A 22,086-nucleotide genomic window follows, 5' to 3' on the forward strand; every position below is an offset into this window, starting at 1 on the left:
GTCAGCACGTCGACCATGCGGACTTTGTGCACCAAGGCGCGCTCGGCGGCGCGCTGGATCACCGGGCCGTCGGCCATGGGGTCGCTGAAGGGCACGCCCAGTTCGATCACGTCGGCCCCGCCCGCCACCAGGGCATGCATCAGGTCCACGGTCAGGGTCGGGTGCGGATCGCCAGCGGTGATGTAGGGGATCAAGGCCTTGCGACCGGCGGCCTTCAACGCGCTCAGGGTGGTGGCGATCCGGCTCATTTCGCGCTCCGCAGGAAGGTCACGCCCTTGGCCTCTTCACCACGGCAGGAGGGGCGGCAGTAGAAGCTGCTGCCCGACAGGTCGGCCACGGTGCCGATGTCTTTGTCGCCGCGGCCGCTGAGGTTCACCAGCAGCACTTGGTCTTTGGCCATCGAAGGCGCGATCTTCATGGCGTGCGCCAAGGCGTGGCTGCTTTCCAGCGCCGGGATGATGCCTTCGGTGCGGCACAGGCGGTGGAAGGCGTCCAAGGCTTCGGCGTCGGTGGCGCCCACGTACTCGGCGCGGCCGATGTCCTTCAGGTAGGCGTGCTCCGGGCCCACGCCCGGGTAATCGAGACCGGCACTGATGGAGTGCGTTTCGATGATCTGGCCGCCTTTGTCTTGCAGCAGGTAGGTGCGGTTGCCGTGCAGCACGCCCGGGCTACCGGCGCTGAGCGTGGCGGCGTGGTGGCCGGTGTCGATGCCGCGGCCGGCGGCTTCGACGCCGATCAAACGCACCCCCTCGTGCGGCACGTAGGGGTAGAAGATGCCCATGGCGTTGCTGCCGCCACCGACGCAGGCGATCACGGCGTCCGGCTGGCGGCCGACCATGTCGGGCATCTGCACCAGGCATTCGTCGCCGATGACGCGCTGGAAGTCGCGCACCAGCATGGGGTACGGGTGCGGGCCGGCCACGGTGCCGATGATGTAGAAGGTGTTCTCGACGTTCGTCACCCAGTCGCGCATCGCTTCGTTGAGCGCGTCTTTCAAGGTCTTGCTGCCGCTTTCCACGGGCACGACGGTGGCGCCCAACAGCTGCATGCGGTAGACGTTCGGCGACTGCCGCTTGACGTCCTCGGCGCCCATGTAGACCACGCACTCCAGGCCGTAGCGCGCGCACACGGTGGCGGTGGCCACGCCATGCTGGCCGGCGCCGGTCTCGGCAATGATGCGCGGCTTGCCCATGCGGCGGGCCAGCAGCACCTGGCCGATCGTGTTGTTGACCTTGTGCGCGCCGGTGTGGTTCAGGTCTTCGCGCTTGAGGTAGATCTGCGCACCGCCCAGTTCCCGGCTCAGGCGCTCAGCGTGGTAGATCGGGCTGGGGCGGCCGACAAAATGGGCCAACTCCTTGCGGAACTCGGCCTGAAACTCGGCATCGTGCTGGTACTTGGCGTAGGCCTGCTCGAGCTCGTCGAGCGCGTGCATCAAGGTCTCGGCGACAAAGCGGCCACCGTAGCTGGTGCCCGAAGGGGTCGGGCCAAAGTGCCCGCGCGCGTCGGGCTGGTCGTACTGCAACATGGAAAGGTCCCTTCAGAGGGCGGCGTCGGCGGCGCGAACGGCGGCGCAAAACGCGTGGATCAGGTCGGGGTCTTTGACCCCACGGGAGGATTCGACGCCCGAGGAGACGTCAACGGCCCAAGGCCGCACCCGCCGGATGCCATCGCCGACGTTGGCTGCATTCAACCCACCAGACAAAACGACCGGACGGGTTGCGTTTGGTGCGAGCAGTGACCAATCGAATACCTTTCCACCGCCCCCGTAGCCTTCCACCGGCGCATCGACCAAGAGCGCCTGGGCCCGGGGGAATCGATCCTCCCAGTCTACCAATCGGGTGCCCGCTTGCACGGCCAAGGCCCGCAGGTAGGGACGGCCCCAGCGCTCGCAGTCGGCGGGGGCCTCGTCGCCGTGGAACTGCAACAGCAGTTGGGGCACAGCACGCAGCGCTGCCTCGATCTCGGCCGGGTTGGCATTGACGAACAGCCCCACCGGGGTGACGAAGGGCGGCAGGCGTTCGGCCCAGCGCCGGGCTTGATCCAGCGTCACGGCCCGAACGCTCGGGGCGTAGAAGACAAAGCCCACGGCGTCGGCGCCGGCCCAGACGGCGGCGTCCACGTCGGTCTCGGTTCGCAATCCACAAATCTTGATGCGGGTTCGGCGATTCATGGCAACCAGTCCATGGCAGGCGTGTGGGTGGGCAACCCTCGCTCGGCGTCGTACTGCGGGCCCAAAAAGTACAAGCCATCGGGGGCAAACGTGGGCGCGGCCAAAGACCGATCGCGGGCCTGGAGCACCTCGGCCACCCAATCCGGCGGCCGCGCCCCGTGTCCCACGGCCAGCAGGCTGCCCATCAGGTTACGGATCATGTGGTGCAGAAAGGCATTGGCCTCGAAATCGAAGCGCCAGTACGCGCCCCGCCGGCGAATGTCGAGCGTGCTGAGCGTTTTGATCGGACTGGCCGCTTGACACTCCGCCGCACGAAAGGCGCTGAAGTCGTGCTCCCCGATCAGGTGCGCAGCGGCCGCGTTCATGGCGTCGGCGTCCAGCGACCGGAAGGTCCAGCCCACGTTGCCGCATTCCCACGCGGGCCGCACTGGAGATTCGAGCAGCACGTAGGCATAACGTCGCCGTCGCGCATGGTTGCGGGCATGGAACCCATCGCCTGGCTCGGCCGACCACTGCACCGCCACATCCTCCGGCAGGTAGCGGTTGACGCCACGAACCCACCCAAAGGGCTCGCGCTGGCGGCTGGTGTCGAAATGCACCACCTGGTTGAGTCCATGCACGCCCGCGTCGGTCCGGCCCGCACACACGGTCTTGATGGGCTCATCGGCGAAGCGCGAGAGCGCCCACTCCAGACGGTCTTGCACGGTTTGCCCACCGGGCTGAGACTGCCACCCCTGGTAAGCCGTGCCGCGGTAGGCCACGCCCAAGGCCAGGCGCATCATGCGGGCGCCCCGGCAAGAAAAAGGGCGCCGCAAGCGGCGCCCATCGACGAACCCAAGAGCATCAGCGCAAGCTGTCCAGCATGGCCTTGGCCTTGTCGTACAGGGGGCCGCTGTTGACTTGGTTGATCAACTCCTGCAGCACGTCGCGCGCGCCTTCCACGTCGCCAATCTGGCGGAACTCTTCCGCCAGTTCGAGTTGACGCGTCATCGGATCGCCTTCGTCGTTGGCCAAGTCTTGGACGGCATCGATCAGGCTGTCGGCGCCCAGCTTGGTTCGATGCGGTTCGTCGGCTTCGGCCGGAGGCTCCACCGCCAAATCGCCCAACTCGAAGTCCAGCGGTTGGTTGGCGGCCGGTGCCGGCGACGGTGCCGCGGCATCCAGCAAGGGAAGGTCCAAATCGGCCGCTGCCGACTTGCTCCCACCCAGGTCCAGGTCGAGGTCCAGCGTGCTGTCGACGGCGTTGTTGGAGGCTTGAGCGAACGGCTGCGTGGCAGCACCAGCCAACGCGGCGGCAGTCGCTGGCAGGGTTGAAGCATCCATCGGTTCCGGACGCGGTGACACGTCGTCGAACATGGCCTTGGGTTTGCCGCCCGGCTGGTACAGCGTGTTCTCAGCGTCGATGCCGCGGCCCATCTCTTGGGCCTTGAGCCAATCGTCGCCCTCACCGCGGCACTCGGCGTACAGCTGCAAGGCCAGTTGTTCGAAACCGCGAACGTCACGACGCTTGGCGTACACCTCGAGCAGCTTGACGCGGATGGCCGTCCGACCCGGCTGGCTGCGCAGGGCCTCCTTCAAGATTTCTTCAGCCTGCAGGTCGCGGCCGTAGGCCAGGTACACGTCGGCTTCCGCCACAGGGTCGACGTCGCCATGGGCGTCGAGCTGGCTCAGCGAGTACGACATGGACGACACACCGCTGGCACCGTCTCGGGTGTCAACCCGCTGACCCCCGGTCACACCGAAGAAGGAATCGGGCTGCAGGCGGCTTTCGCCAAACATGGTTTCTTTGCCCAAATCAGGTTTGGACTTGCGCGTGAATCGCCAAGCCGCGAAACCGAGGGCGCCGAGCAAACCGATGCCGAGCGCCACCCCCAAGGGCGATTGCAGCCATGCCAACAAGCCGCCCTCGTCCGCAGGCTTGGCAGGCGCCGGGGCTGGCAGAGGCGCCGGCGCCGGTGCCGGCTTGCTGGCGGGCTTGGGCGCCACCGCGCTGGCTGGCGCCGGCAACGAGGCCGGCACCGAGGCCGGCAGCGCGATCGGCGCTGCCACCGAGGCCGCCGTGTCAACCGCCTTGGCCGGATCGGCCCCGGGCTTGGCCGCTTCGGACAGCTTCTTCAGGTCATCGACGTTGCGGCTCAACGACGCCACCTTGTCGGCGGGCTTGGAAGCCGCCGGGGCGGGAGCGGGAGCGGGAGCGGGAGCCGGCGCCGGCGTCGGGGCTGGCTTGCTGAGCGTCAGGCGATCGCCCGTGGGCGCAGCCGGCTTCGTCTCTTGGACCTGCGCCTGCACGGCACCCTTGGCGGTGCGTTCGGGCTCCACCGGCAAACGAGGCGCCGTGTTGGCCAGCCCTTGGCGGGCCGCGTCGAAGTCGGCACTGTGGGCACGAACCACTTGGCGCGCCTCGCCGGCAGCGATCTGCGCGGCCTCGGCACCCGGCAGGCGCAATCGAGCGCCTGCACGCAGCAGGTTCATGTTGTTGTTGAGAAACGCGTTGGGGTTCGATCGGTACAGCGCCACCAGCATCTGATCGATCGACACGCCGGCAGGAGCGTGCCGCGAAGCGATGCGCGACAGCGAATCCCCACCACGCACGACCACCGTGCCATCGGCCGGAGCCTCCGCCGGTGCACGGGGCCCGGTTGGCGGGCGCTCGGCAGCTGGCGCGGGTACGGGCGCTGAGGCGGTGCGCACCGGAGTCGGCGCAGCGACGGGCGCGGTCGGGCTGACCACCGGCGCCAGGGGCGCCTGCTCCGGCGCACGCGCCATCCGGTTGGGCGGATCGAACAGCAGGGTGTACTCCCGCGTCAACCGGCCCGTGGCCCAACTGATGTCCAGCACCACGTCCACGAAGGGCTCTTGGACGGCGCGATCGCTGACCAAACGAAGGACCGTGCGGCCGTCGGCACGCTTGACCGCTTGCACCTGGGTACCCGACAGCACGGCGTTGTAGTCCAGGCCGTTGCTGCGATAGACGTCGGGAGAGGCCAGGCGCACGCGTAAGCTGTTGGCCTCATCGGCGCTCAGGCTGGTGATTTCGATCTCAGCACGCAGGGTTTCGCCGAGCGCCGATTGCACGTTGAGGCGCCCCAGCCCGAGGGCGTGGCTGGCACCCGCCGACAGCGTGAGGCTGACCGCCAAAGCCAGTTGCGACAAGGAAAAACGCGCGCGGCGCGAGAGGTCTTGGTTCAAGGCATCCCCCATCGCCCACGACAGACCTCGTCCGTCCCCAGGGCGAAATTGCAAGAGCGGCAAGCATATCCGCTGATTTCCTGAGAAAACGCCTTCAACCCGAGGCTTGCAGGCGTTCACCGACGGGGGTTTGCCCCAGGGTGCTCAAGGAATTTCAGCGTTCCATCAAGATCCGGAGCATGCGGCGCAGCGGCTCGGCCGCGCCCCACAGCAATTGGTCACCAATCGTGAACGCACCCAGGTACTCGGGCCCCATGGCGAGTTTGCGCAGGCGACCGACCGGGATGGTGAGCGTGCCGGTGACGGCCACGGGGGTCAGGTCGCGGATCGTGGCCTCGCGGGTGTTGGGCACCACCTTCACCCAGGCGTTGTCGGCGGCGATCATGGCCTCGATCTCGTCGAGCGGCACGTCCTTCTTGAGTTTGAAGGTCAGCGCCTGGCTGTGGCAACGCATGGCCCCGATGCGGACGCAGAAGCCGTCGACCGGGATGGCCTGGGCGCCGGTGCCGAGGATCTTGTTGGTCTCGGCCATGCCCTTCCACTCTTCCTTGGACACGCCGTTGCCCAGGTCCTTGTCGATCCAAGGGATGAGCGAGCCACCCAAGGGAACGCCAAAGTTCGCGGTTTCGGCGGCGGTCAGCGAGCGCTGTTTGTCAACGATGCGGCGGTCGATCTCGAGGATGGCGCTCTTGGGGTCGTCCAGCAGGGCCTTGACTTCGGCGTTCAGCGTGCCGTACTGCGTGAGCAGTTCGCGCATGTGCTGAGCGCCGCCACCGCTGGCCGCTTGGTAGGTTTGGGTGCTCATCCACTCGACCAAGCCAGCCTTGTAGAGCGCGCCCACACCCATGAGCATGCAGCTGACGGTGCAGTTGCCGCCGATCCAGTTCTTGCCGCCCTGGGCCAGGGCTTGGTCGATCACCGGGCGGTTGACCGGGTCGAGCACGATGACGGCGTCGTCGGCCATGCGCAGGCTGCTGGCGGCGTCGATCCAGTGGCCCGTCCAACCGGCAGCGCGAAGCTTGGGGTACACCTCGTTGGTGTAGTCGCCGCCTTGGCAGGTGATGACGACGTCGCAGCGCTTGAGCTGCTCGATGTCGTGCGCATCCTGCAAGGTGGTTTCGTTCTTGGCTTGCGCCGGGGCTTTGCCGCCGGCGTTGCTGGTGCTGAAGAACAGGGGTTCGATCAGGTCGAAGTCTTTTTCGGCGGTCATCCGGTCCATCAGCACCGAACCCACCATCCCACGCCAGCCCACCAGGCCCACCAAGGTCGTCATCACCGCTCCAAAATCAAGAAAAACACGCCTAACGCATCAACCCAGCGCTTGGAGGACAGCGTCCCCCATCGCCTGGGTGCCCACCCGCTCGCAGCCTTCGCTCCAGATGTCGCCGGTGCGCAGGCCTTGGGCCAACACGGCCTGCACGGCCGCTTCGATGCGGTCGGCGGCATCAAGCCAGCCCAGGGTGTAGCGGCACATCATCGCCGCACTCAAGATCGTGGCCAGCGGGTTGGCGATGCCCTTGCCCGCGATGTCGGGGGCGCTGCCGTGGCTGGGCTCGTACAGGCCCTTGTTGGCCTTGTCGAGCGAGGCCGAGGGCAGCATGCCGATGGAGCCGGTGAGCATGGCGGCCTCGTCAGACAGGATGTCGCCGAACAAGTTGCCGGTGACGATCACGTCGAAGGCCTTGGGTGCCTTCACGAGTTGCATGGCGGCGTTGTCCACGTACATGTGGTCCAGGGCCACGTCGGGGTACTGCTGGTGCACGTCGATCACCACGTCGCGCCAGAACTGCGAGGTTTCCAGCACGTTGGCCTTGTCCACGCTGGTGACCTTGCCGCGGCGCTTGCGCGCCCCCTGGAAGGCCACGTGGGCGATGCGCTCGACCTCGGGCCGGCTGTAGCGCATGGTGTCAAAGGCCTCGTCGGCCCCGGGGAAGTGCCCGTCCACGGCCGTGCGGCGGCCGCGCGGCGTGCCGAAGTAGATGTCGCCGGTCAGCTCGCGCAGGATGAGGATGTCCAGCCCCGCCACCAACTCGGGCTTGAGGCTGCTGGCGTGCGTCAGTTGCGGGTAGCACAGGGCCGGGCGCAGGTTGGCGAACAGGCCCAGGTGCTTGCGCAGGCCCAAGATCGCCTGCTCGGGGCGCAGCGGACGGTCGAGCTTGTCGTACTTCCAGTCGCCCACGGCGCCGAACAGCACGGCGTCGGCACGCTGGGCCAGGGCCAGGGTGCTTTCGGGCAGCGGGTGGCCGGCGGCCTCGTAGGCGGCACCGCCCACGGGGGCGGTTTCCAGGGCGATCGGCAGCTTCAGGGCCTTCAGGACCTTGACGGCCTCGGCCATGATTTCGGGGCCGATGCCGTCGCCCGGCAGCACGGCGATGAGTTTCGTGGCGCTCATGCGGTCAGTTCTCGCTTCAACCAGGGTTTGGCGGCCAAGCGCTTCGCTTGGAAGGCCTCGATGTCGGCCGCGTGCTGCAGGGTCAGGCCGATTTCGTCCAGGCCGTTGAGCAGGCAGTGCTTGCGGAAGGGCTCGACGTCGAAGCCGTGCTCGACGCCCTCGGGCGTCGCCACCACCTGGCGCGCCAGGTCGATGGCCAGTTGGTAGCCCGGCGTGGCGTGCACGGCTTGGAACAAGGCGTCGACGACGGCCTCGGGCAAAACGATGGGCAGCAGGCCGTTCTTGAAGCAGTTGTTGAAGAAGATGTCGGCAAAGCTGGGCGCGATGACGGCGCGGATGCCGTACTGCTGGATGGCCCAGGGCGCGTGTTCGCGGCTGGATCCACAGCCGAAGTTGGCACGGGCCAGCATCACGCTGGCGCCGGCGTAGCGCGGCTGGTTGAGCACGAACGCGGGGTTCGGCTTGCGGCTGGCCGGGTCCTGGCCGGGCTCGCCTTTGTCGAGGTAGCGCCACTCGTCGAACAGGTTGGGGCCGAAGCCCGTGCGCTGGATCGACTTGAGGAACTGCTTGGGGATGATGGCGTCGGTGTCGACGTTGGCGCGGTCGATGGGGACGACCAGGCCCTGGTGCTGGGTGAAGGCTTGCATCACTTCTCCATGCCCAGGGCTCGGCCCTGGGCGGTTTACTTCTTGGCGGCTTCTTCGATTTTTTCGCCGGCCTTCTTCACGTCCTTGCCAATGCCTTGCAAGGTGTTGCAGGCGCTCAGGCTGACGAGGGCGAAGGCGGCGATGGCGGCGAGGATCAGGCGTTGCATGGTGGCGTCCGGCTCAGGTCAGTGACGAAGCCACCATTGTCGTCAGGCGTACTGGCGAACGTCCACGAAGCGGCCCTTCATGGCCGCCGCCGCGGCCATGGCCGGGCTGACGAGGTGGGTGCGCCCACCGGCGCCCTGACGTCCTTCGAAATTGCGATTGCTGGTGCTGGCGCAGCGCTCGCCCGGCTCCAGACGGTCGGCGTTCATGGCCAGGCACATGGAACAGCCGGGCTCGCGCCACTCAAAGCCAGCGGCCTTGAACACGCGGTCCAGTCCCTCGGCTTCCGCCTGCGCCTTCACGAGACCTGAGCCAGGCACGACCAGCGCCTGCTTGATGCCCTTGGCCACCTTGCCACCGATGCGCTGCACGATGGCGGCGGCTTCGCGCAGGTCTTCGATGCGACTGTTGGTGCACGAACCGATGAACACCTTGTCGGGCGCGATGGAACCGATTTGCTGGTGCGGCTGCAAACCCATGTAGGCCAAGGCCCGCTGGGTGGCATCGCGACGCACGGCGTCGCTCACGCGGGCCGGTTCGGGCGTGAAGGCATCGATGGGCAGCACCATTTCGGGGCTGGTGCCCCAACTGACTTGGGGCGCGATGCGCGTGGCATCGATCTCGACCACAGCATCGAAGTGGGCGCCTGGGTCGCTGACCAGGGTGCGCCAGTCGGCCACGGCTTGCTCCCACTCGTCGCCTTGGGGGCTCAACGGTCGCCCCTTCAGGTAGGCGATGGTGGTGTCGTCCACACCGACCAAGCCTGCGCGCGCGCCGGCCTCGATGGCCATGTTGCACACGGTCATTCGGCCTTCCATGCTGAGGGCTTGAATGCCCTCGCCGCCGAACTCGATGGTGTAACCGGTGCCGCCCGCCGTGCCGATGGCGCCGATGATGGCCAACACCAAGTCCTTGGCGCCCACACCAGCCTGCAGCCGGCCATTGATGCGCACGAGCATGTTCTTGGCCTTCTTGGCCACCAGGCACTGGGTGGCCAGCACATGCTCCACCTCGCTGGTGCCGATGCCATGGGCCAGAGCGGCAAAGGCGCCGTGCGTGGAGGTGTGGCTGTCGCCGCAGACCACGGTCATGCCGGGCAACGTGGCGCCCTGCTCGGGGCCGATGACGTGCACGATGCCTTGGCGGCGGTCGTTCATCTTGAACTGACGGATGCCATGCTTGTCGCAGTTGGCGTCCAGGGTGTCGACTTGCAGCTTGCTGATCGGGTCGGCAATGCCCAGCGCGCGGTCGGTGGTGGGGACGTTGTGGTCGCTGACGGCCAAGTTGGCGGCGATGCGGAACACCTTGCGACCGGCCAACGCCAGGCCCTCAAAGGCCTGCGGGCTGGTGACTTCATGCACCAGGTGGCGGTCGATGTAGATCAGCGCGGTGCCATCGGGCTCGGTGCGGACGACGTGCTCGTCCCAGAGCTTGTCGTACAGGGTCTTGGCGGTCATGCGAAACAGGGATCAGGTCGAAGACGAAGCGCGTCGCTTGGGCTTGGCCAGCGCGGGCGCGGGAATGGGCGCAGGCTCAGCGGCTTGCAGGCTGGCCTGGGCAGCGGCCAACGCCGCAGCAGCGGCGGCGGCGGCCTGGGGGGGGCACAGGGCATCGACGAAACGCTGCACCACCGCCGACAAGCTCTGCTGACGCGGCACGGCGACACGGTACTCGCGCGCGGCCCAAGGTTCTTGCAGGCTGAGTTGCTCGACGGCGAAGACTTGCGCGAACCGCTCGGCCGGCCCCTGGGGCAAGACCGCGACACCGAGACCCGCTTCCACCAACTGCGCGATGGCGTCGAAGCCTCGCACCTGCAAGCGGGCTTTCAGGGTCTTGCCCACCAAAGCGGCTTGCTCGCGCATGACTTCCTGCGCCGCCGCACCGGCGTGCAGGCCGATGAGGTCGTACTCCAGCAGGTCGGAAAAACGCACGCTGCCGCGGTCGACCAAGGGGTGGCCCCGGGGCACCAGCACCGACAGGCGGGCAAAGCGGTAGCTGCGGGTGTCCAGGCGGTTGTCCAGGACCGGCGGCGTGAAGATGCCAACATCGGCGCGCCCCTCGGCCACGGCGGCCTGGACCTCGGCGCTGGTCAAATCTTCCAAACTGATGCGGATCTGCGGGTGGCGGTTGCTGAAGTTGGCCAAGTCCGCGGGCAAGCACTCGGCGATGGCGCCGCCGTTGGCCACGATGCGCAGGTGGCCCTTGATGCCGCGGGCGAATTCCACCACCTCCGATTCCATGGCGTGCAAGCTGGCCTGCAAGGTTCGGATGTGGCGCACCAGGGCGCGACCGGCTTCCGTGGGCTCGACGCCGCGCGCGCGGCGCTCGAAGAGCTTGACGCCGAGGCGCAGCTCCAAATCGGCCAATCGCTTGCTGGCGGCCGCCAAAGCGAGGTGTTCGGCCTTGGCGCCGGCCGTGATCGAGCGGGTGCGCTCGATGGCCAGCACGAGGTGGAGGGTGGTGAGGTCGAGGCGCATGACGTTCACTGTAAACCTTCGTCTGTTGGGGAGGCTTCGACAGATTACTGCCGAATACCACCAAATCAACGAAGGCTTAACCCTGATGTCCGCCGGACTGAGCGGCGCAACCACCCCCGCGGAACGACCCTCTCAGGGCGTCAGGCCCACCTGGGCTTGCACGCCCCGCACGGTGTTGCGGGTGTGCGCACCCAGGTGCCGCAGCAGCGTGGCGATGGCCGCCACCATGGCGTCCCGCTGGGCCTGCAACTGACGACGCATGTCCGCGTCGAGGTCGATGGCGTCTTCCTGCGCACCGAAGTCGAAGGCTGGATCCAACACGAAGCGGGCGGGCGCGCCCACGACGATGGCGGCATCGGTGGCTGGACCCGCCGCATGGGCTTGGGCGGCCACCACGTCTCGCAGGTACTGCGGATGCCACGCGGGGTAGCTGGCGTCGTGCTGGGTGTCGCGCAGCGCCTGCTCCAGAACGGTGTCCTGCCCCGCCTGGGCCGATGCCAGCAGACGCCGCGTTTGGTAGTTCTCCATCACGAAGTGGCGGTTGCTTTGCAAGACGATGAGGCCAGCCTTGCGCCCGGGGAAGCCGAGTTTGTCCAACAGGTTGGCCCACACCATGCCGGGCAGCCGCTCGCCCGGGGCGGCGCTGGCGTGGTAGGGCTGCGTCAGGTCTTGAACGTAGTGCAGGGCCAAACCGGTGAAGCGCCAGCCCCAGTAGTCGTGACCGCTGCGAAACGCCAGCGCCGCCAAGGTGGTGTACTGGTGCACGCGCAGTTGCGCGTAGCTCCGGGCAAAGGCCGGCGCCAAGGCATTGAACACAGCGCCTTGGTGGAAGAAGCCCATGTGAAACGGGGCTTGGCTGCTGATGCGGATGGCCGGGTTGCCAAAAGGCTGCGGGCCCAGGCCGTAATCGGCGCTGCCAGGGTTGTCGTCGAACAGGTCGATGTCGTAGCCGTAATCTGGCTCGTCGCTGGCCGAGGCCAGTACCGCCAGCGGTGTCACGGGCTGGCCGGGCTGCAAGGCCACAAAGCGTTGCGTGGCGCCTTTGCTGGGTGGGATGTTGAAAACCGCCTCCGGCTCGAGCGGCTGACTGTGCGCCGTGGCTTCGGGGTGGCGAGGATCGACCTGCACGAACAAGGCCAGCGGCGCCTTGGGCGACAAACGCAGGGCCCGAAAAAAGGCCAGCCGGCGCTCAGCGTCGGTGTCCTGCGGCTGCGGCACCCAAGTCAGACGCTCCGGCCGCGGGGTGTACGACCGGATGTTTTCGCGCGCCCAGGCTTCTTGCGCATCGGTGAGCGCGGCCACGGCACCGGATTGGGCGCGCAAGAAGTCGTCCAACGTTTCGGCCTTCACCGCGGGGGCTTGCGCCACGGTGGGCCAGCCCTCCAGCGCGCGGTAGCTGAGCAGGGCGTGGTTGCCCCACGCCCAAGCCGCGGCATGCGCCAGCCATGCGCCTGCCACAACCAGCGCCGCCCGCCACCGACCTGCCGCGTGTCGCATCGGGGCCTCCTCCACTTCGGTCAGGGGGCGGGTGTCGCCGGGGGCAGTGCCGAGACCGCCGTGCCAGAGGGCTCGCCCGCATCCATGGCGGTCTCAGCGCCCTCTCCCGAGGCAACTCCCTCGGCCTTGCGCTGGGCCTTTTCGGCCTTTTTTTGCTTCTTTTGCTGCTCGCGTTGGCGCTTCTCGAAGGCGTAATTGGGTTTGGCCATCTCGGCTCCTCATGGGGTGGGAAGCGCCCACCATACCCCGCCCGGTGGCGCAAGGGCGCCACAGGCCGTGTGCTGGGGTCAGCGCAGCGCGTCGCGCACCTCGGCGGGGGCTTGCACCAGCTCGATCAGCACGCCCTCGCCGCCGATAGGGAACTGCTCGTTGCCCTTGGGGTGCACGAAGCAAATGTCATGGCCGGCCGCGCCGCGGCGGATCCCACCCGGCGCGAAGCGCAGGCCTTGGGCTTCGAGCCATTGCACGGCAGCTGGCAGGTCGTCCACCCACAGGCCCACGTGGTTCAGCGGCGTGGTGTGGACGGCCGGCTTCTTGTCGGGGTCCAGCGGCTGCATCAGGTCCACCTCGACCGCGTGCGCGCCCCGTCCCAGCGTCAGGATGTCCTCGTCGACGTTTTCGCGCTCGCTCTGGAAGGTGCCGGTCACCGGCACGCCCAGCAAGTCGACCCACAGGGTCTTGAGCCGCTGCTTGTCCAAGCCGCCGATGGCGATTTGCTGCAGGCCGAGGATGCGAAAAGGACGGTCGCTCATGGCGGGCTCCAAGGGTTGTTCGAAAGGTCGAGGCGGCCCCAGAGCCAGCCGGTTTTCATGCCGCTCAGGGTGGCCACGTTTTGGCCGTGGAACCAAGGCAGTTGCCCCACCGGCCCCATGAGGGCATCGCGCAGGGCGGGCAGCAAGCGCTGGTGGGACTGGAACATCGGCGTCAGCCAGCGGCTGGCCTGCCCGTAGTAGCGCAGGTGGGCGCGGCGGGCCTGGGCAAAGCGGGCCAGCAGCTCGGGCCAGGGCGCCTGCGGATGCGCGCGGCGGGTTTGCGCCAGCACCTGCGCATCGATCAAGGCCATGTTGGCCCCCTGCCCCAGCTGCGGGCTCATGCCGTGCGCGGCGTCGCCGATGGCCAGCACCGCGCCGCGGTGCGTCGGACGCAGGCGCACGTCGGCGTAGCGCGCCGGCCGCAGTTGGCGGGCGTCGGTCAAGCCATCGAGCAAGGGCGCCACCCAGGGGAGCAAGTCGACCAACGGGCGCTTCCAAGCGGCCAGGTCCAAGCGGTCCAGGTCGGGCATCTCGGCCAGGGGCAGACTCCAGAACAGGTTGATGCCGGGCGCACTCCCGGCGTCGCTGCCCCAGGCGCGCCCCACGGGCATCAGGCCCAGCATCTGTCGTGCGCCGCGGAAACGCTGGCGCAGTTCGATGGCAGGAAAGCCAGTGGGCTGCGGCAGCACCGTCCACAAGGCCCCCCACGGGAAAGGGTCGGCCCGCACGCGGCCGTGCCCGGCCACCAGCTGAGACCGCAGGCGAGAAAAGCTGCCATCGGCCAAGAGCACGGCCTCGAAGCTGCCCAGATCGGCCCCGCCCTCGTTGTGAAGGCGCACCCCCTCGGGGACGTCCGTCCAGCCCGCGACCGTGGCGCCGCAATGCCAGGGCACGCCCAGGGCACGCAGGCGCTGCCACAGCAGGCCCATCAGCACGCCGCGCTGCAAGCCCAGTCCGTAGGCCTCGGGGGCGAAGCGGCTGTAGCGAAGGTGGAGCACGGTGCGCCCGCTGGCGGTGTCGCCATGCAGGCGGTCGAGCCGAGCGCCATGCGCCAAGGCCCCGTCCAACAGCCCCAGGTGCGCCAGAACCTGCTGCCCCGTGGGCTGCAGCAGCAAACCGGCCCCGATGGGCTGGGGGTCGGCCACCGTCTCGAAGACGGTGACCGGCACGCCCAACTGCGCCAGCCCGATGGCCGCCGCCGTGCCGGCGACGCCCGCGCCAACGACCGCGACGCTCAACGGGCGAAGCGCAAGATGGGCTGGTCGACGCTCAGGGACTCGCCCGGCTTGGCCAGCACCTCGGCCACGGTCACGTCCTGGGTGGCGAACAGCACGTTCTCCATCTTCATGGCCTCGATCACGGCCAAGCGCTCGCCCGCTTGCACCTTCTGGCCCACGGCCGCAGCCAGTTGGACCAGCAGGCCCGGCATGGGCGAGAGCAAGAAAGCGCTGGTGTCGGGCGGCGCCTTGTAGGGCATCAGGGCCTGCAGCTCGGCGTGGCGGGGGCGCAGCACGGTGATCTCTGCGGACTTGCCGTTGTGCTGCAAGCGGAACGCCAGCGGGTTCTTGGCCGTGCCGCGCTCGACCTGGGCCACGAAGGGCCGGCCGTTGACGCTGCCGTTCAGGCGCACGTCGATCAAACGCGAGTGGCATTCGATGTCATAGCCCTTGCCGTCCACCTCGATGCGGGCCACGCCCGGCCGGCCGGCGATCTCGGTGACGCGCACGTGCTGGCGAAGGCTGTTGCCCTCGCCCAGGTGGGTGATGGCGACGGCCTTGTTGTCCAGCCCCACCTCGTGACCCGGCAGTTGACCGCTGATGCCCACGGCCCGCTCGCGCGTCTTGCGGCGCACGAAGGCGGCCAGGGCCACCAGGAAGTCGGGGTCGTCGTGCGTCACCGACTCGGCCTTGAAGCCGCTGGGCCACTGGCGCGCGATGAAGCCGGTGTCGAAGTTCCCCGACTGGAAGTCCGGGTGGGCCAACAAGGCCGCTTGGAAGGGGATGTTGCTGGCGATGCCGCGGATGACGAAGCCGTTGAGCGCCTCGCGCATGCGGGCAATGGCGTCGGCGCGGTCCTTCCCGTGCACGATGAGCTTGGCGATCATCGAGTCGTAGTGCATCGGGATCTCGCCGCCCTCGAACACGCCGGTGTCCACGCGCACGCCTTGCGCCACGCTGGGCTGGCCCTGCGTCAGGTCGGTGGGGGGCGGCTGGTAGCGCACCAGGCGACCGGTGCTGGGCAGGAAGTTGCGGAACGGGTCTTCGGCGTTGATGCGGCACTCGATGGCCCAGCCCTCGCGCTTCAGGTCCGACTGCTGCAGCGGCAGCTTCTCGCCCGCGGCGATGCGAATCATCCACTCCACCAAGTCCAGCCCGGTGATGCACTCGGTCACCGGGTGCTCCACCTGCAGGCGGGTGTTCATCTCCAGGAAGTAGAAGCCCTGGTCCTTGCCGACCACGAACTCGACCGTGCCCGCGCTTTGGTAGCCCACGGCCTGCGCCAAGGCCACGGCCTGCTCGCCCATGGCCTTGCGCGTGGCCTCGCTGATGAAGGGCGACGGGGCTTCTTCGATGACCTTTTGGTGGCGGCGCTGGATGGAGCACTCGCGCTCCCAGAGGTAAAGCGTGCGGCCGTGGCCGTCGGCCAGCACCTGGATCTCGATGTGCCGGGGCTGTTCGATGAACTTCTCCATGAACACCCGGTCGTCGCCAAAGCTCGCTGCGGCTTCGTTGCGGCAGCTCACCAAGCCCTCGGCGCACTCCTTGTCGTTGTGCGCCACGCGCAGGCCCTTGCCGCCGCCGCCGGCGCTGGCCTTGAGCATGACGGGGTAGCCGATCTTCTGAGCGATGGCAACGGCCTCCTCGGCGCTGAGGATGGGCTCGTTGTGGCCGGGGATGGTGCTGACCCCGGCCTGCTGGGCCAGCTTCTTGGACGCGATCTTGTCGCCCATGGCGGCGATGGCGCCGTGCTTGGGTCCGATGAAGACCAGGCCCTCCTCCTCGACCCGGCGCGCGAAGTCTTCGTTCTCGCTCAGGAAGCCGTAGCCGGGGTGGATGGCCTGTGCGCCGGTCTGCTTGGCGGCCGCGATGATCTTGTCGGCCATCAGGTAGCTTTGGCGGCTGGGCGCCGGGCCGATGCACACGGCCTCGTCGGCCAACTCCACATGCCGCGCGCGGGCGTCGGCCTCGGAGTGAACGGCCACGGTGGCGATGCCCAGGCGTTTGGCCGTGGCGATGACGCGGCAAGCGATTTCGCCGCGATTCGCAATCAGTATCTTGTTGAACATTGTTTCCCTCGCAGACTCAGCCTCGTCCGCTGCCAGCAGACCAGAGTGCCAATAGAAATAAGGCCAGCAACATCAGAACCAGAGGTACCCAAAGCCAAGTGGGTAGCCGCGTGAGATTTGCCCGGTCCTGAGAAAAGAACCGATACCACCGCATCTGTCGTTGGTACTTCGCTTTTTGGGCGTCAAGCGAGGCTCGCAGCTCGAACTCAACAGCGGCGGCCTCTTGCGCTTTCCGACGGAGTGCGGCTGCCAGATCCTGATCTGTCTGCATCACTCAGCGCTCCAAGATCGCGCGGCCATCACAGCGGAATGTTCCCGTGCTTGCGCCACGGGTTGTCCAGCTTCTTGTCCTTCAGCATCTTCAAGCTGCGGCAGATGCGCTGGCGGGTTTCGTGGGGCTGGATGACGTCGTCGATGTAGCCGCGCTCGGCCGCGACGAAGGGGTTCGCGAAGCGGGTCTTGTACTCGGCCTCTTTGGCCGCGAGCTTTTCGGGGTCGCCCTTGTCTTCGCGGAAGATGATTTCCACCGCGCCCTTGGCGCCCATCACGGCGATCTCGGCGTTGGGCCAGGCGAAGTTGACGTCGCCGCGCAGGTGCTTGGAGGCCATCACGTCGTAGGCACCGCCGTAGGCCTTGCGGGTGATGACGGTGATCTTCGGGACGGTGGCCTCGGCATAGGCGTAGAGCAGCTTGGCACCGTGCTTGATGATGCCGCCGTACTCCTGCGACGTGCCGGGCATGAAGCCGGGCACGTCGACAAAGGTCACCACCGGGATGTGGAAGGCGTCGCAGAAGCGCACGAAGCGCGCGGCCTTGATGCTGCTCTTGATGTCCAGGCAGCCGGCCAGCACCAGGGGCTGGTTGGCCACGATGCCCACGGTGCCGCCGTCCATGCGCGCGAAACCGGTGACGATGTTCTTGGCGTACTCGGGCTGCAGCTCGAAGAAGTCGCCGTCGTCAACCACCTTGGCGATCAGCTCCTTGATGTCGTAGGGCTGGTTCGGGTTGGCGGGCACCAGGGTGTCGAGCGACTCGTCGCGGCGCGTGGCCGGGTCGCCCGAGGGGCGCACCGGGGGCTTCTCGCGATTGCTGAGCGGCAGGTAGTTGAAGAAGCGGCGCAGCATCAGCAGCGCTTCCACGTCGTTGTCGAAGGCCAGGTCGGCCACGCCGCTTTTGGCGGTGTGGGTGCTGGCGCCACCGAGCTCTTCGGCGCTCACCTCTTCGTGCGTCACCGTCTTCACCACTTCGGGGCCGGTGACGAACATGTAGCTGCTGTCCTTCACCATGAAGATGAAGTCGGTGATGGCCGGGCTGTACACGGCGCCGCCGGCGCTGGGGCCCATGATCAGGCTGATTTGCGGGATGACGCCGCTGGCCAGCACGTTGCGCTGGAACACCTCGGCGTAGCCGCCCAAGGACGCCACGCCTTCCTGGATGCGCGCGCCGCCCGAGTCGTTCAGGCCGATCACCGGTGCCCCGACCTTCATGGCCTGGTCCATGACCTTGCAGATCTTCTCGGCGTGCGCCTCGCTCAGGGCGCCACCGAACACGGTGAAGTCCTGGCTGTAGGCGAAGGCCAGGCGGCCGTTGATGGTGCCGTAGCCGGTGACCACGCCGTCGCCGGGGATGTGGTTGGCGTCCATGCCGAAGTCCACGCAGCGGTGCTGCACGAACATGTCCCACTCTTCGAAGCTGTCGTCGTCGAACAGCAGTTCCAGGCGCTCGCGGGCGGTGAGCTTGCCTTTTTTGTGCTGCGCGTCGATGCGCTTTTGGCCACCGCCCAAGCGCGCCGCGGCGCGCTTGTTCTCGAGCAGTTTTTGGATGTCATCCATGGGGGGTGTTCCTCAAAAACAGGGTCAACAGTTCGCGGGCGGCGGTGCTGGCGGCCAGTGTGCCGGCGCGCACTTCGCGCTCCAGCCCGGGTAAACGCGCCGCCACGGCGGCGTGGTCGTGGAAGGCCTGCTGCAGGCCGGCCTGGATGCGCTCGCGCAGCCAGGCGATGTCTTGCTGGTGCCGCCGCGCGTCGCGGTCCTGCGCGGCCTGTTGGCGTTGCACGGCCTGCCACACCTCGGCCACGCCCTGGCCGGTGAGGCTGCTGGCCTGCAACACCTCCGGCGCGGCAAGCCCGCCGTGCCCTGGCCCATGCGCTTGGCCGTGCAGTCGCAAGCTGGACACGATCTGCACCTGCGCCCGCATGGCCGCAGCGGCATCGAGGTCGGCCTTGTGGATGACCACCAGGTCAGCCAGCTCCATCACCCCGCGCTTGATGGCTTGGAGTTCGTCACCGGCGTTGGGCAGTTGCAGCAGGCAGAAGCAATCGGTCATGCCGGCCACGGCCACCTCGCTCTGGCCCACGCCCACGGTTTCGACGATCACCACGTCGTAGCCGGCGGCTTCGACCAAGCGGATCAGTTCCCGCGTGTGACTGGCCACGCCACCCAAGACGCCGCGGCTGGGGCTGGGGCGGATGAAGGCAGCCTCTTGCACCGACAGGCGCTCCATGCGCGTCTTGTCGCCCAGGATGGAGCCGCCCGACAGGCTGCTGCTGGGGTCCACGGCGAGCACGGCCACGCGGTGGCCTTGCTGGATCAGGTGCAGGCCCAGGGCTTCGATGAAGCTGCTCTTGCCGACCCCGGGCACGCCGCTCAGGCCCAAACGCACCGCGCCGCCGCTGTGCGGCAGGCAGGCGGTGAGCAGGGCATCGGCCTGGGCGCGGTGGGCCGGAAGGCTGCTTTCCAGCAGGGTGATGGCCTTGGCCAGGGCGCGGCGGCCAGGCATGCCGGGTTGGCGCAAAGCCTGGGCAAGGTCGAGCGAGGGCTTCGATACCTCAGCCCGAACGGGGGAAGGAGACGTACCAGCGGGCTCCAATCCCCGTTCGGGCTGAGGTATCGAAGCCCCCGCCAAACGCGGCGGCAGGGCGTTCTTGGTGCCCCACGCCAATCGCTGAATCAGCTGCCAGTCACTCGCGATCAAGGCCTCCTTCTTGGCGCGAGACCAGCCCTTGATCCGCAACTCCGCCGCCAACGCCTCCTCGCGGGTGCTCACCTCCTGGTTCCATACCAGCTTCACCGGTTTGCGCGTTGCCGTGTAGCCCCCCAAAGCACCCGTCTCGTGCTGCGCCATGCGCGCCGCCAAGTCATCGGTGTGGCCCGCGTAGTAGCTGCCGTCCCCACAGCGCAGCAAGTAAACCCAAAAGCCCACGTCAGGCTTTCAGCGAAGCCTGGATGTGCTTCAGCACGTCGCGCGCGCTGTCGGGGATGGGGGTGCCGGGGCCGTAAATGCCCTTCACGCCCTGGGCGTAGAGGAAGTCGTAGTCCTGCTGCGGGATCACGCCGCCCACGAACACAATGATGTCGTCGGCGCCCTGCTTCTTCAGCTCGGCAATGATGGCCGGCACCAGGGTCTTGTGGCCCGCGGCCAGGGTGGACACGCCCACGGCATGCACGTCGTTCTCGATGGCCTGGCGGGCGCACTCCTCGGGGGTTTGGAACAGGGTGCCAATGTCCACGTCGAAGCCCAGGTCGGCAAAGGCCGTGGCCACCACCTTGGCGCCGCGGTCGTGCCCGTCTTGGCCCAGCTTGGCGATCATCACGCGCGGTCGGCGGCCGTGCTGGACCTCGAAGCCCGCCACCTCGGCCTGCAAGGCCTGCCACTCGTCGGGCGCCGTGTAGGCGCCGGCGTACACGCCGCTCACTTTGTGAATGTCCGCGCGGTGGCGGCCGTAAACCGTTTCGAGTGCATCGCTCACCTCCCCCACCGTGCAGCGCACGCGCATGGCTTGAATCGACAGCGCCAGCAGGTTGCCCTCGCCCGAGCGCGCAGCCTCGGTCAGCGCGGCCAGCGCGGCCTGCACCGCCGCCGCGTCGCGCGTGGCCTTGATGTGGGCCAAGCGCGCCACCTGCTGTTCGCGCACCTTGACGTTGTCGACCTCCAGCACGTCGACCGGGTCTTCCTTGGCCAGCTTGTACTTGTTGACGCCGACGATCACGTCGGCCCCGCTGTCGATGCGGGCCTGCTTCTGCGCCGCGCTGGCCTCGATCTGGAGCTTGGCCCAGCCGCTGGCCACGGCCTGGGTCATGCCGCCTTGGCCTTCCACTTCTTCGATGATCGACCACGCCTTGTCGGCCAACTCCTGCGTCAACGTCTCCATCATGTAGCTGCCGGCCCAAGGGTCGACGACGCTGGTGATGTGCGTTTCCTCTTGCAGGATGAGCTGGGTGTTGCGAGCGATGCGGCTGGAGAACTCGGTCGGCAGCGCGATGGCCTCGTCGAAGCTGTTCGTGTGCAGGCTCTGCGTGCCCCCGAACACGGCCGCCATGGCCTCCACCGTGGTGCGCACGAGGTTGTTGTACGGGTCTTGCGCCGTCAGGCTCCAGCCGCTGGTTTGGCAGTGGGTGCGCAGCATCAGGCTCTTCGGGTCCTTCGCCCCGAAGTCGCCCATGATCCGACTCCACAGCAGGCGGGCCGCCCGCAGCTTGGCCACTTCCAAGTAGAAGTTCATGCCGATGGCGAAAAAGAAGCTCAGGCGGGGCGCGAAAGCGTCCACCGCCAGGCCGCGCTTCATCGCGGTGCGCACGTACTCCATGCCGTCGGCCAGGGTGAAGGCCAGCTCCAGCGCCTGGTTGGCGCCGGCTTCTTGCATGTGATAGCCGCTGATGGAGATGCTGTTGAACTTGGGCATCTCCGTGGCGGTGTGGGCAATGATGTCCGCGACTACCCGCATGCTCGGTACCGGCGGGTAGATGTAGGTGTTGCGGACCATGAACTCCTTGAGGATGTCGTTCTGGATGGTGCCGCTCAACTTGGCGCTGGGCACGCCCTGCTCTTCCCCCGCCACCACGTAGGCGGCCAGCACTGGCAGCACGGCTCCGTTCATGGTCATGCTGACCGAGACCTGATCCAGCGGAATGCCGTCGAACAAGACCTTCATGTCCTCCACCGAGTCGATGGCCACGCCGGCCTTGCCCACGTCGCCCACCACGCGCGGGTGGTCGCTGTCGTAGCCGCGGTGCGTGGCCAGGTCGAAGGCCACGCTCACGCCTTGGCCACCGGCGGCCAGGGCCTGGCGGTAGAAGGCATTGCTCTCCTCGGCGGTGGAAAAGCCGGCGTACTGGCGGATGGTCCAGGGCCGCACGGCGTACATCGTGGCCTGGGGCCCGCGCAAGAAGGGCGCGAAGCCGGGCAAGGTGTCGGCGTGGGGAAGCCCGGCCAAATCGGCCGCCGTGTACAGCGGCTTGACCCGCAAGCCCTCCGGGGTCACCCAAGTCAACGCGCCCACATCCCCACCCGGGGCCGATTTGGCGGCCGCCCTCTCCCATTGGCTCAAGGTCGGGGCGGCGGTTTCAGCGGGCTTCTTGTCGGTCATGGTCGGCCTTGGGGCGGTCGGGCAAGGGATCGCGGCGGCCCACGCTCCCTGGTGAGGGGACCCGCGAAGCGCCATTTGTTGTGCGGTGCATCATAGCGTCCGCGTTATTCATAATTATGAATTCAAAACTGACTACACTCTGACGC

19 protein-coding genes and 1 pseudogene are annotated in these 22,086 nt (G+C 67.7%); all 20 read right to left on the reverse strand.

Annotation, left to right across the window (positions count from 1 at the left end; genetic code table 11):
* A partial coding sequence (locus O9335_RS07965) for a tryptophan synthase subunit alpha (RefSeq protein WP_298386187.1) occupies positions 1–248 on the reverse strand: 248 nt, incomplete at its 3' end.
* A complete protein-coding gene (trpB, locus tag O9335_RS07970; RefSeq protein WP_298386189.1) occupies positions 245–1,525 on the reverse strand; it encodes a tryptophan synthase subunit beta in 1,281 nt (426 codons plus the stop codon). The genes O9335_RS07965 and trpB, both read right to left, overlap by 4 nt.
* Before the next feature lie 12 nt (positions 1,526–1,537).
* Positions 1,538–2,170: a phosphoribosylanthranilate isomerase gene (locus O9335_RS07975; RefSeq protein WP_298386192.1), complete on the reverse strand. Its 633-nt coding sequence runs from the start codon at positions 2,168–2,170 to the stop codon at positions 1,538–1,540.
* Positions 2,167–2,949, reverse strand: a complete 783-nt coding sequence (truA, locus tag O9335_RS07980; protein WP_298386269.1) for a tRNA pseudouridine(38-40) synthase TruA — start codon at positions 2,947–2,949, stop codon at positions 2,167–2,169. The genes O9335_RS07975 and truA overlap by 4 nt, the downstream gene beginning before the upstream one ends.
* A gap of 64 nt (positions 2,950–3,013) precedes the next feature.
* Positions 3,014–5,359 carry a FimV/HubP family polar landmark protein gene (locus O9335_RS07985; RefSeq protein ID WP_298386195.1) on the reverse strand — a complete coding sequence of 782 codons (2,346 nt, stop codon included), beginning with the start codon at positions 5,357–5,359 and terminating at the stop codon, positions 3,014–3,016.
* Positions 5,360–5,513: 154 nt separating this feature from the next.
* Positions 5,514–6,632: an aspartate-semialdehyde dehydrogenase gene (asd, locus tag O9335_RS07990; protein WP_298386198.1), complete on the reverse strand. Its 1,119-nt coding sequence runs from the start codon at positions 6,630–6,632 to the stop codon at positions 5,514–5,516.
* A gap of 36 nt (positions 6,633–6,668) precedes the next feature.
* Positions 6,669–7,751, reverse strand: a complete 1,083-nt coding sequence (leuB, locus tag O9335_RS07995) for a 3-isopropylmalate dehydrogenase (RefSeq protein ID WP_298386201.1) — start codon at positions 7,749–7,751, stop codon at positions 6,669–6,671.
* Positions 7,748–8,398, reverse strand: coding sequence for a 3-isopropylmalate dehydratase small subunit (gene leuD, locus O9335_RS08000; protein WP_298386203.1), 651 nt, complete (start codon positions 8,396–8,398; stop codon positions 7,748–7,750). Before leuD ends, leuB begins: the two co-directional genes overlap by 4 nt.
* Positions 8,399–8,433: 35 nt before the next feature.
* A complete protein-coding gene (locus O9335_RS08005) occupies positions 8,434–8,565 on the reverse strand; it encodes an entericidin A/B family lipoprotein (RefSeq protein WP_298386205.1) in 132 nt (43 codons plus the stop codon).
* A 42-nt stretch (positions 8,566–8,607) separates the two neighbouring features.
* Positions 8,608–10,020 (reverse strand): 3-isopropylmalate dehydratase large subunit, encoded by a 1,413-nt coding sequence (gene leuC, locus O9335_RS08010; protein WP_298386208.1) that lies wholly within the window; start codon positions 10,018–10,020, stop codon positions 8,608–8,610.
* A gap of 12 nt (positions 10,021–10,032) precedes the next feature.
* Positions 10,033–11,040, reverse strand: a complete 1,008-nt coding sequence (locus O9335_RS08015; RefSeq protein ID WP_298386211.1) for a LysR family transcriptional regulator — start codon at positions 11,038–11,040, stop codon at positions 10,033–10,035.
* 132 nt (positions 11,041–11,172) lie between these two features.
* Complete coding sequence (locus tag O9335_RS08020) at positions 11,173–12,537, reverse strand: hypothetical protein (RefSeq protein ID WP_298386213.1); 1,365 nt, start codon at positions 12,535–12,537, stop codon at positions 11,173–11,175.
* A gap of 20 nt (positions 12,538–12,557) precedes the next feature.
* Entirely contained in the window at positions 12,558–12,746 is a 189-nt protein-coding gene (locus O9335_RS08025) for a hypothetical protein (protein ID WP_298386216.1), read from the reverse strand.
* Between the two features lie 78 nt (positions 12,747–12,824).
* Complete coding sequence (locus tag O9335_RS08030) at positions 12,825–13,289, reverse strand: VOC family protein (protein WP_127680887.1); 465 nt, start codon at positions 13,287–13,289, stop codon at positions 12,825–12,827.
* On the reverse strand, positions 13,286–14,527 hold the full coding sequence (locus tag O9335_RS08035) for an NAD(P)/FAD-dependent oxidoreductase (protein WP_298386222.1): 1,242 nt from the start codon (positions 14,525–14,527) through the stop codon (positions 13,286–13,288). The genes O9335_RS08030 and O9335_RS08035 overlap by 4 nt, the downstream gene beginning before the upstream one ends.
* Entirely contained in the window at positions 14,524–16,575 is a 2,052-nt protein-coding gene (accC, locus tag O9335_RS08040) for an acetyl-CoA carboxylase biotin carboxylase subunit (protein ID WP_298386225.1), read from the reverse strand. The genes O9335_RS08035 and accC overlap by 4 nt, the downstream gene beginning before the upstream one ends.
* Positions 16,576–16,874: 299 nt before the next feature.
* On the reverse strand, positions 16,875–18,407 hold the full coding sequence (locus O9335_RS08045; RefSeq protein ID WP_298386228.1) for an acyl-CoA carboxylase subunit beta: 1,533 nt from the start codon (positions 18,405–18,407) through the stop codon (positions 16,875–16,877).
* Positions 18,400–19,443, reverse strand: a complete 1,044-nt coding sequence (gene meaB / locus O9335_RS08050) for a methylmalonyl Co-A mutase-associated GTPase MeaB (RefSeq protein WP_298386271.1) — start codon at positions 19,441–19,443, stop codon at positions 18,400–18,402. The genes O9335_RS08045 and meaB overlap by 8 nt, the downstream gene beginning before the upstream one ends.
* Before the next feature lie 123 nt (positions 19,444–19,566).
* Positions 19,567–19,776 (reverse strand): annotated as a pseudogene (locus O9335_RS08055) (GIY-YIG nuclease family protein); the annotation flags it as partial.
* A 1-nt stretch (position 19,777) separates the two neighbouring features.
* Complete coding sequence (gene scpA, locus O9335_RS08060; protein ID WP_298386231.1) at positions 19,778–21,940, reverse strand: methylmalonyl-CoA mutase; 2,163 nt, start codon at positions 21,938–21,940, stop codon at positions 19,778–19,780.
* Between the last annotated feature and the right edge of the window lie 146 nt (positions 21,941–22,086).

The sequence above is a fragment of the Inhella sp. genome, assembly GCF_027532025.1.
In the GTDB taxonomy this organism is placed as follows: domain Bacteria; phylum Pseudomonadota; class Gammaproteobacteria; order Burkholderiales; family Burkholderiaceae_C; genus Inhella.

Bases quoted from the DNA above. Each gene is read 5' to 3' on its own strand.
- trpB (WP_298386189.1), bottom strand. From the start codon at position 1,525: ATGTTGCAGTACGACCAGCCCGACGCGCGCGGGCACTTTGGCCCGACC.
- O9335_RS07975 (WP_298386192.1), bottom strand. From the start codon at position 2,170: ATGAATCGCCGAACCCGCATCAAGATTTGTGGATTGCGAACCGAGACC.
- truA (WP_298386269.1), bottom strand. From the start codon at position 2,949: ATGCGCCTGGCCTTGGGCGTGGCCTACCGCGGCACGGCTTACCAGGGG.
- asd (WP_298386198.1), bottom strand. From the start codon at position 6,632: ATGACGACCTTGGTGGGCCTGGTGGGCTGGCGTGGGATGGTGGGTTCG.
- leuB (WP_298386201.1), bottom strand. From the start codon at position 7,751: ATGAGCGCCACGAAACTCATCGCCGTGCTGCCGGGCGACGGCATCGGC.
- leuD (WP_298386203.1), bottom strand. From the start codon at position 8,398: ATGCAAGCCTTCACCCAGCACCAGGGCCTGGTCGTCCCCATCGACCGC.
- O9335_RS08005 (WP_298386205.1), bottom strand. From the start codon at position 8,565: ATGCAACGCCTGATCCTCGCCGCCATCGCCGCCTTCGCCCTCGTCAGC.
- leuC (WP_298386208.1), bottom strand. From the start codon at position 10,020: ATGACCGCCAAGACCCTGTACGACAAGCTCTGGGACGAGCACGTCGTC.
- O9335_RS08015 (WP_298386211.1), bottom strand. From the start codon at position 11,040: ATGCGCCTCGACCTCACCACCCTCCACCTCGTGCTGGCCATCGAGCGC.
- O9335_RS08020 (WP_298386213.1), bottom strand. From the start codon at position 12,537: ATGCGACACGCGGCAGGTCGGTGGCGGGCGGCGCTGGTTGTGGCAGGC.
- O9335_RS08025 (WP_298386216.1), bottom strand. From the start codon at position 12,746: ATGGCCAAACCCAATTACGCCTTCGAGAAGCGCCAACGCGAGCAGCAA.
- O9335_RS08030 (WP_127680887.1), bottom strand. From the start codon at position 13,289: ATGAGCGACCGTCCTTTTCGCATCCTCGGCCTGCAGCAAATCGCCATC.
- accC (WP_298386225.1), bottom strand. From the start codon at position 16,575: ATGTTCAACAAGATACTGATTGCGAATCGCGGCGAAATCGCTTGCCGC.
- O9335_RS08045 (WP_298386228.1), bottom strand. From the start codon at position 18,407: ATGGATGACATCCAAAAACTGCTCGAGAACAAGCGCGCCGCGGCGCGC.
- scpA (WP_298386231.1), bottom strand. From the start codon at position 21,940: ATGACCGACAAGAAGCCCGCTGAAACCGCCGCCCCGACCTTGAGCCAA.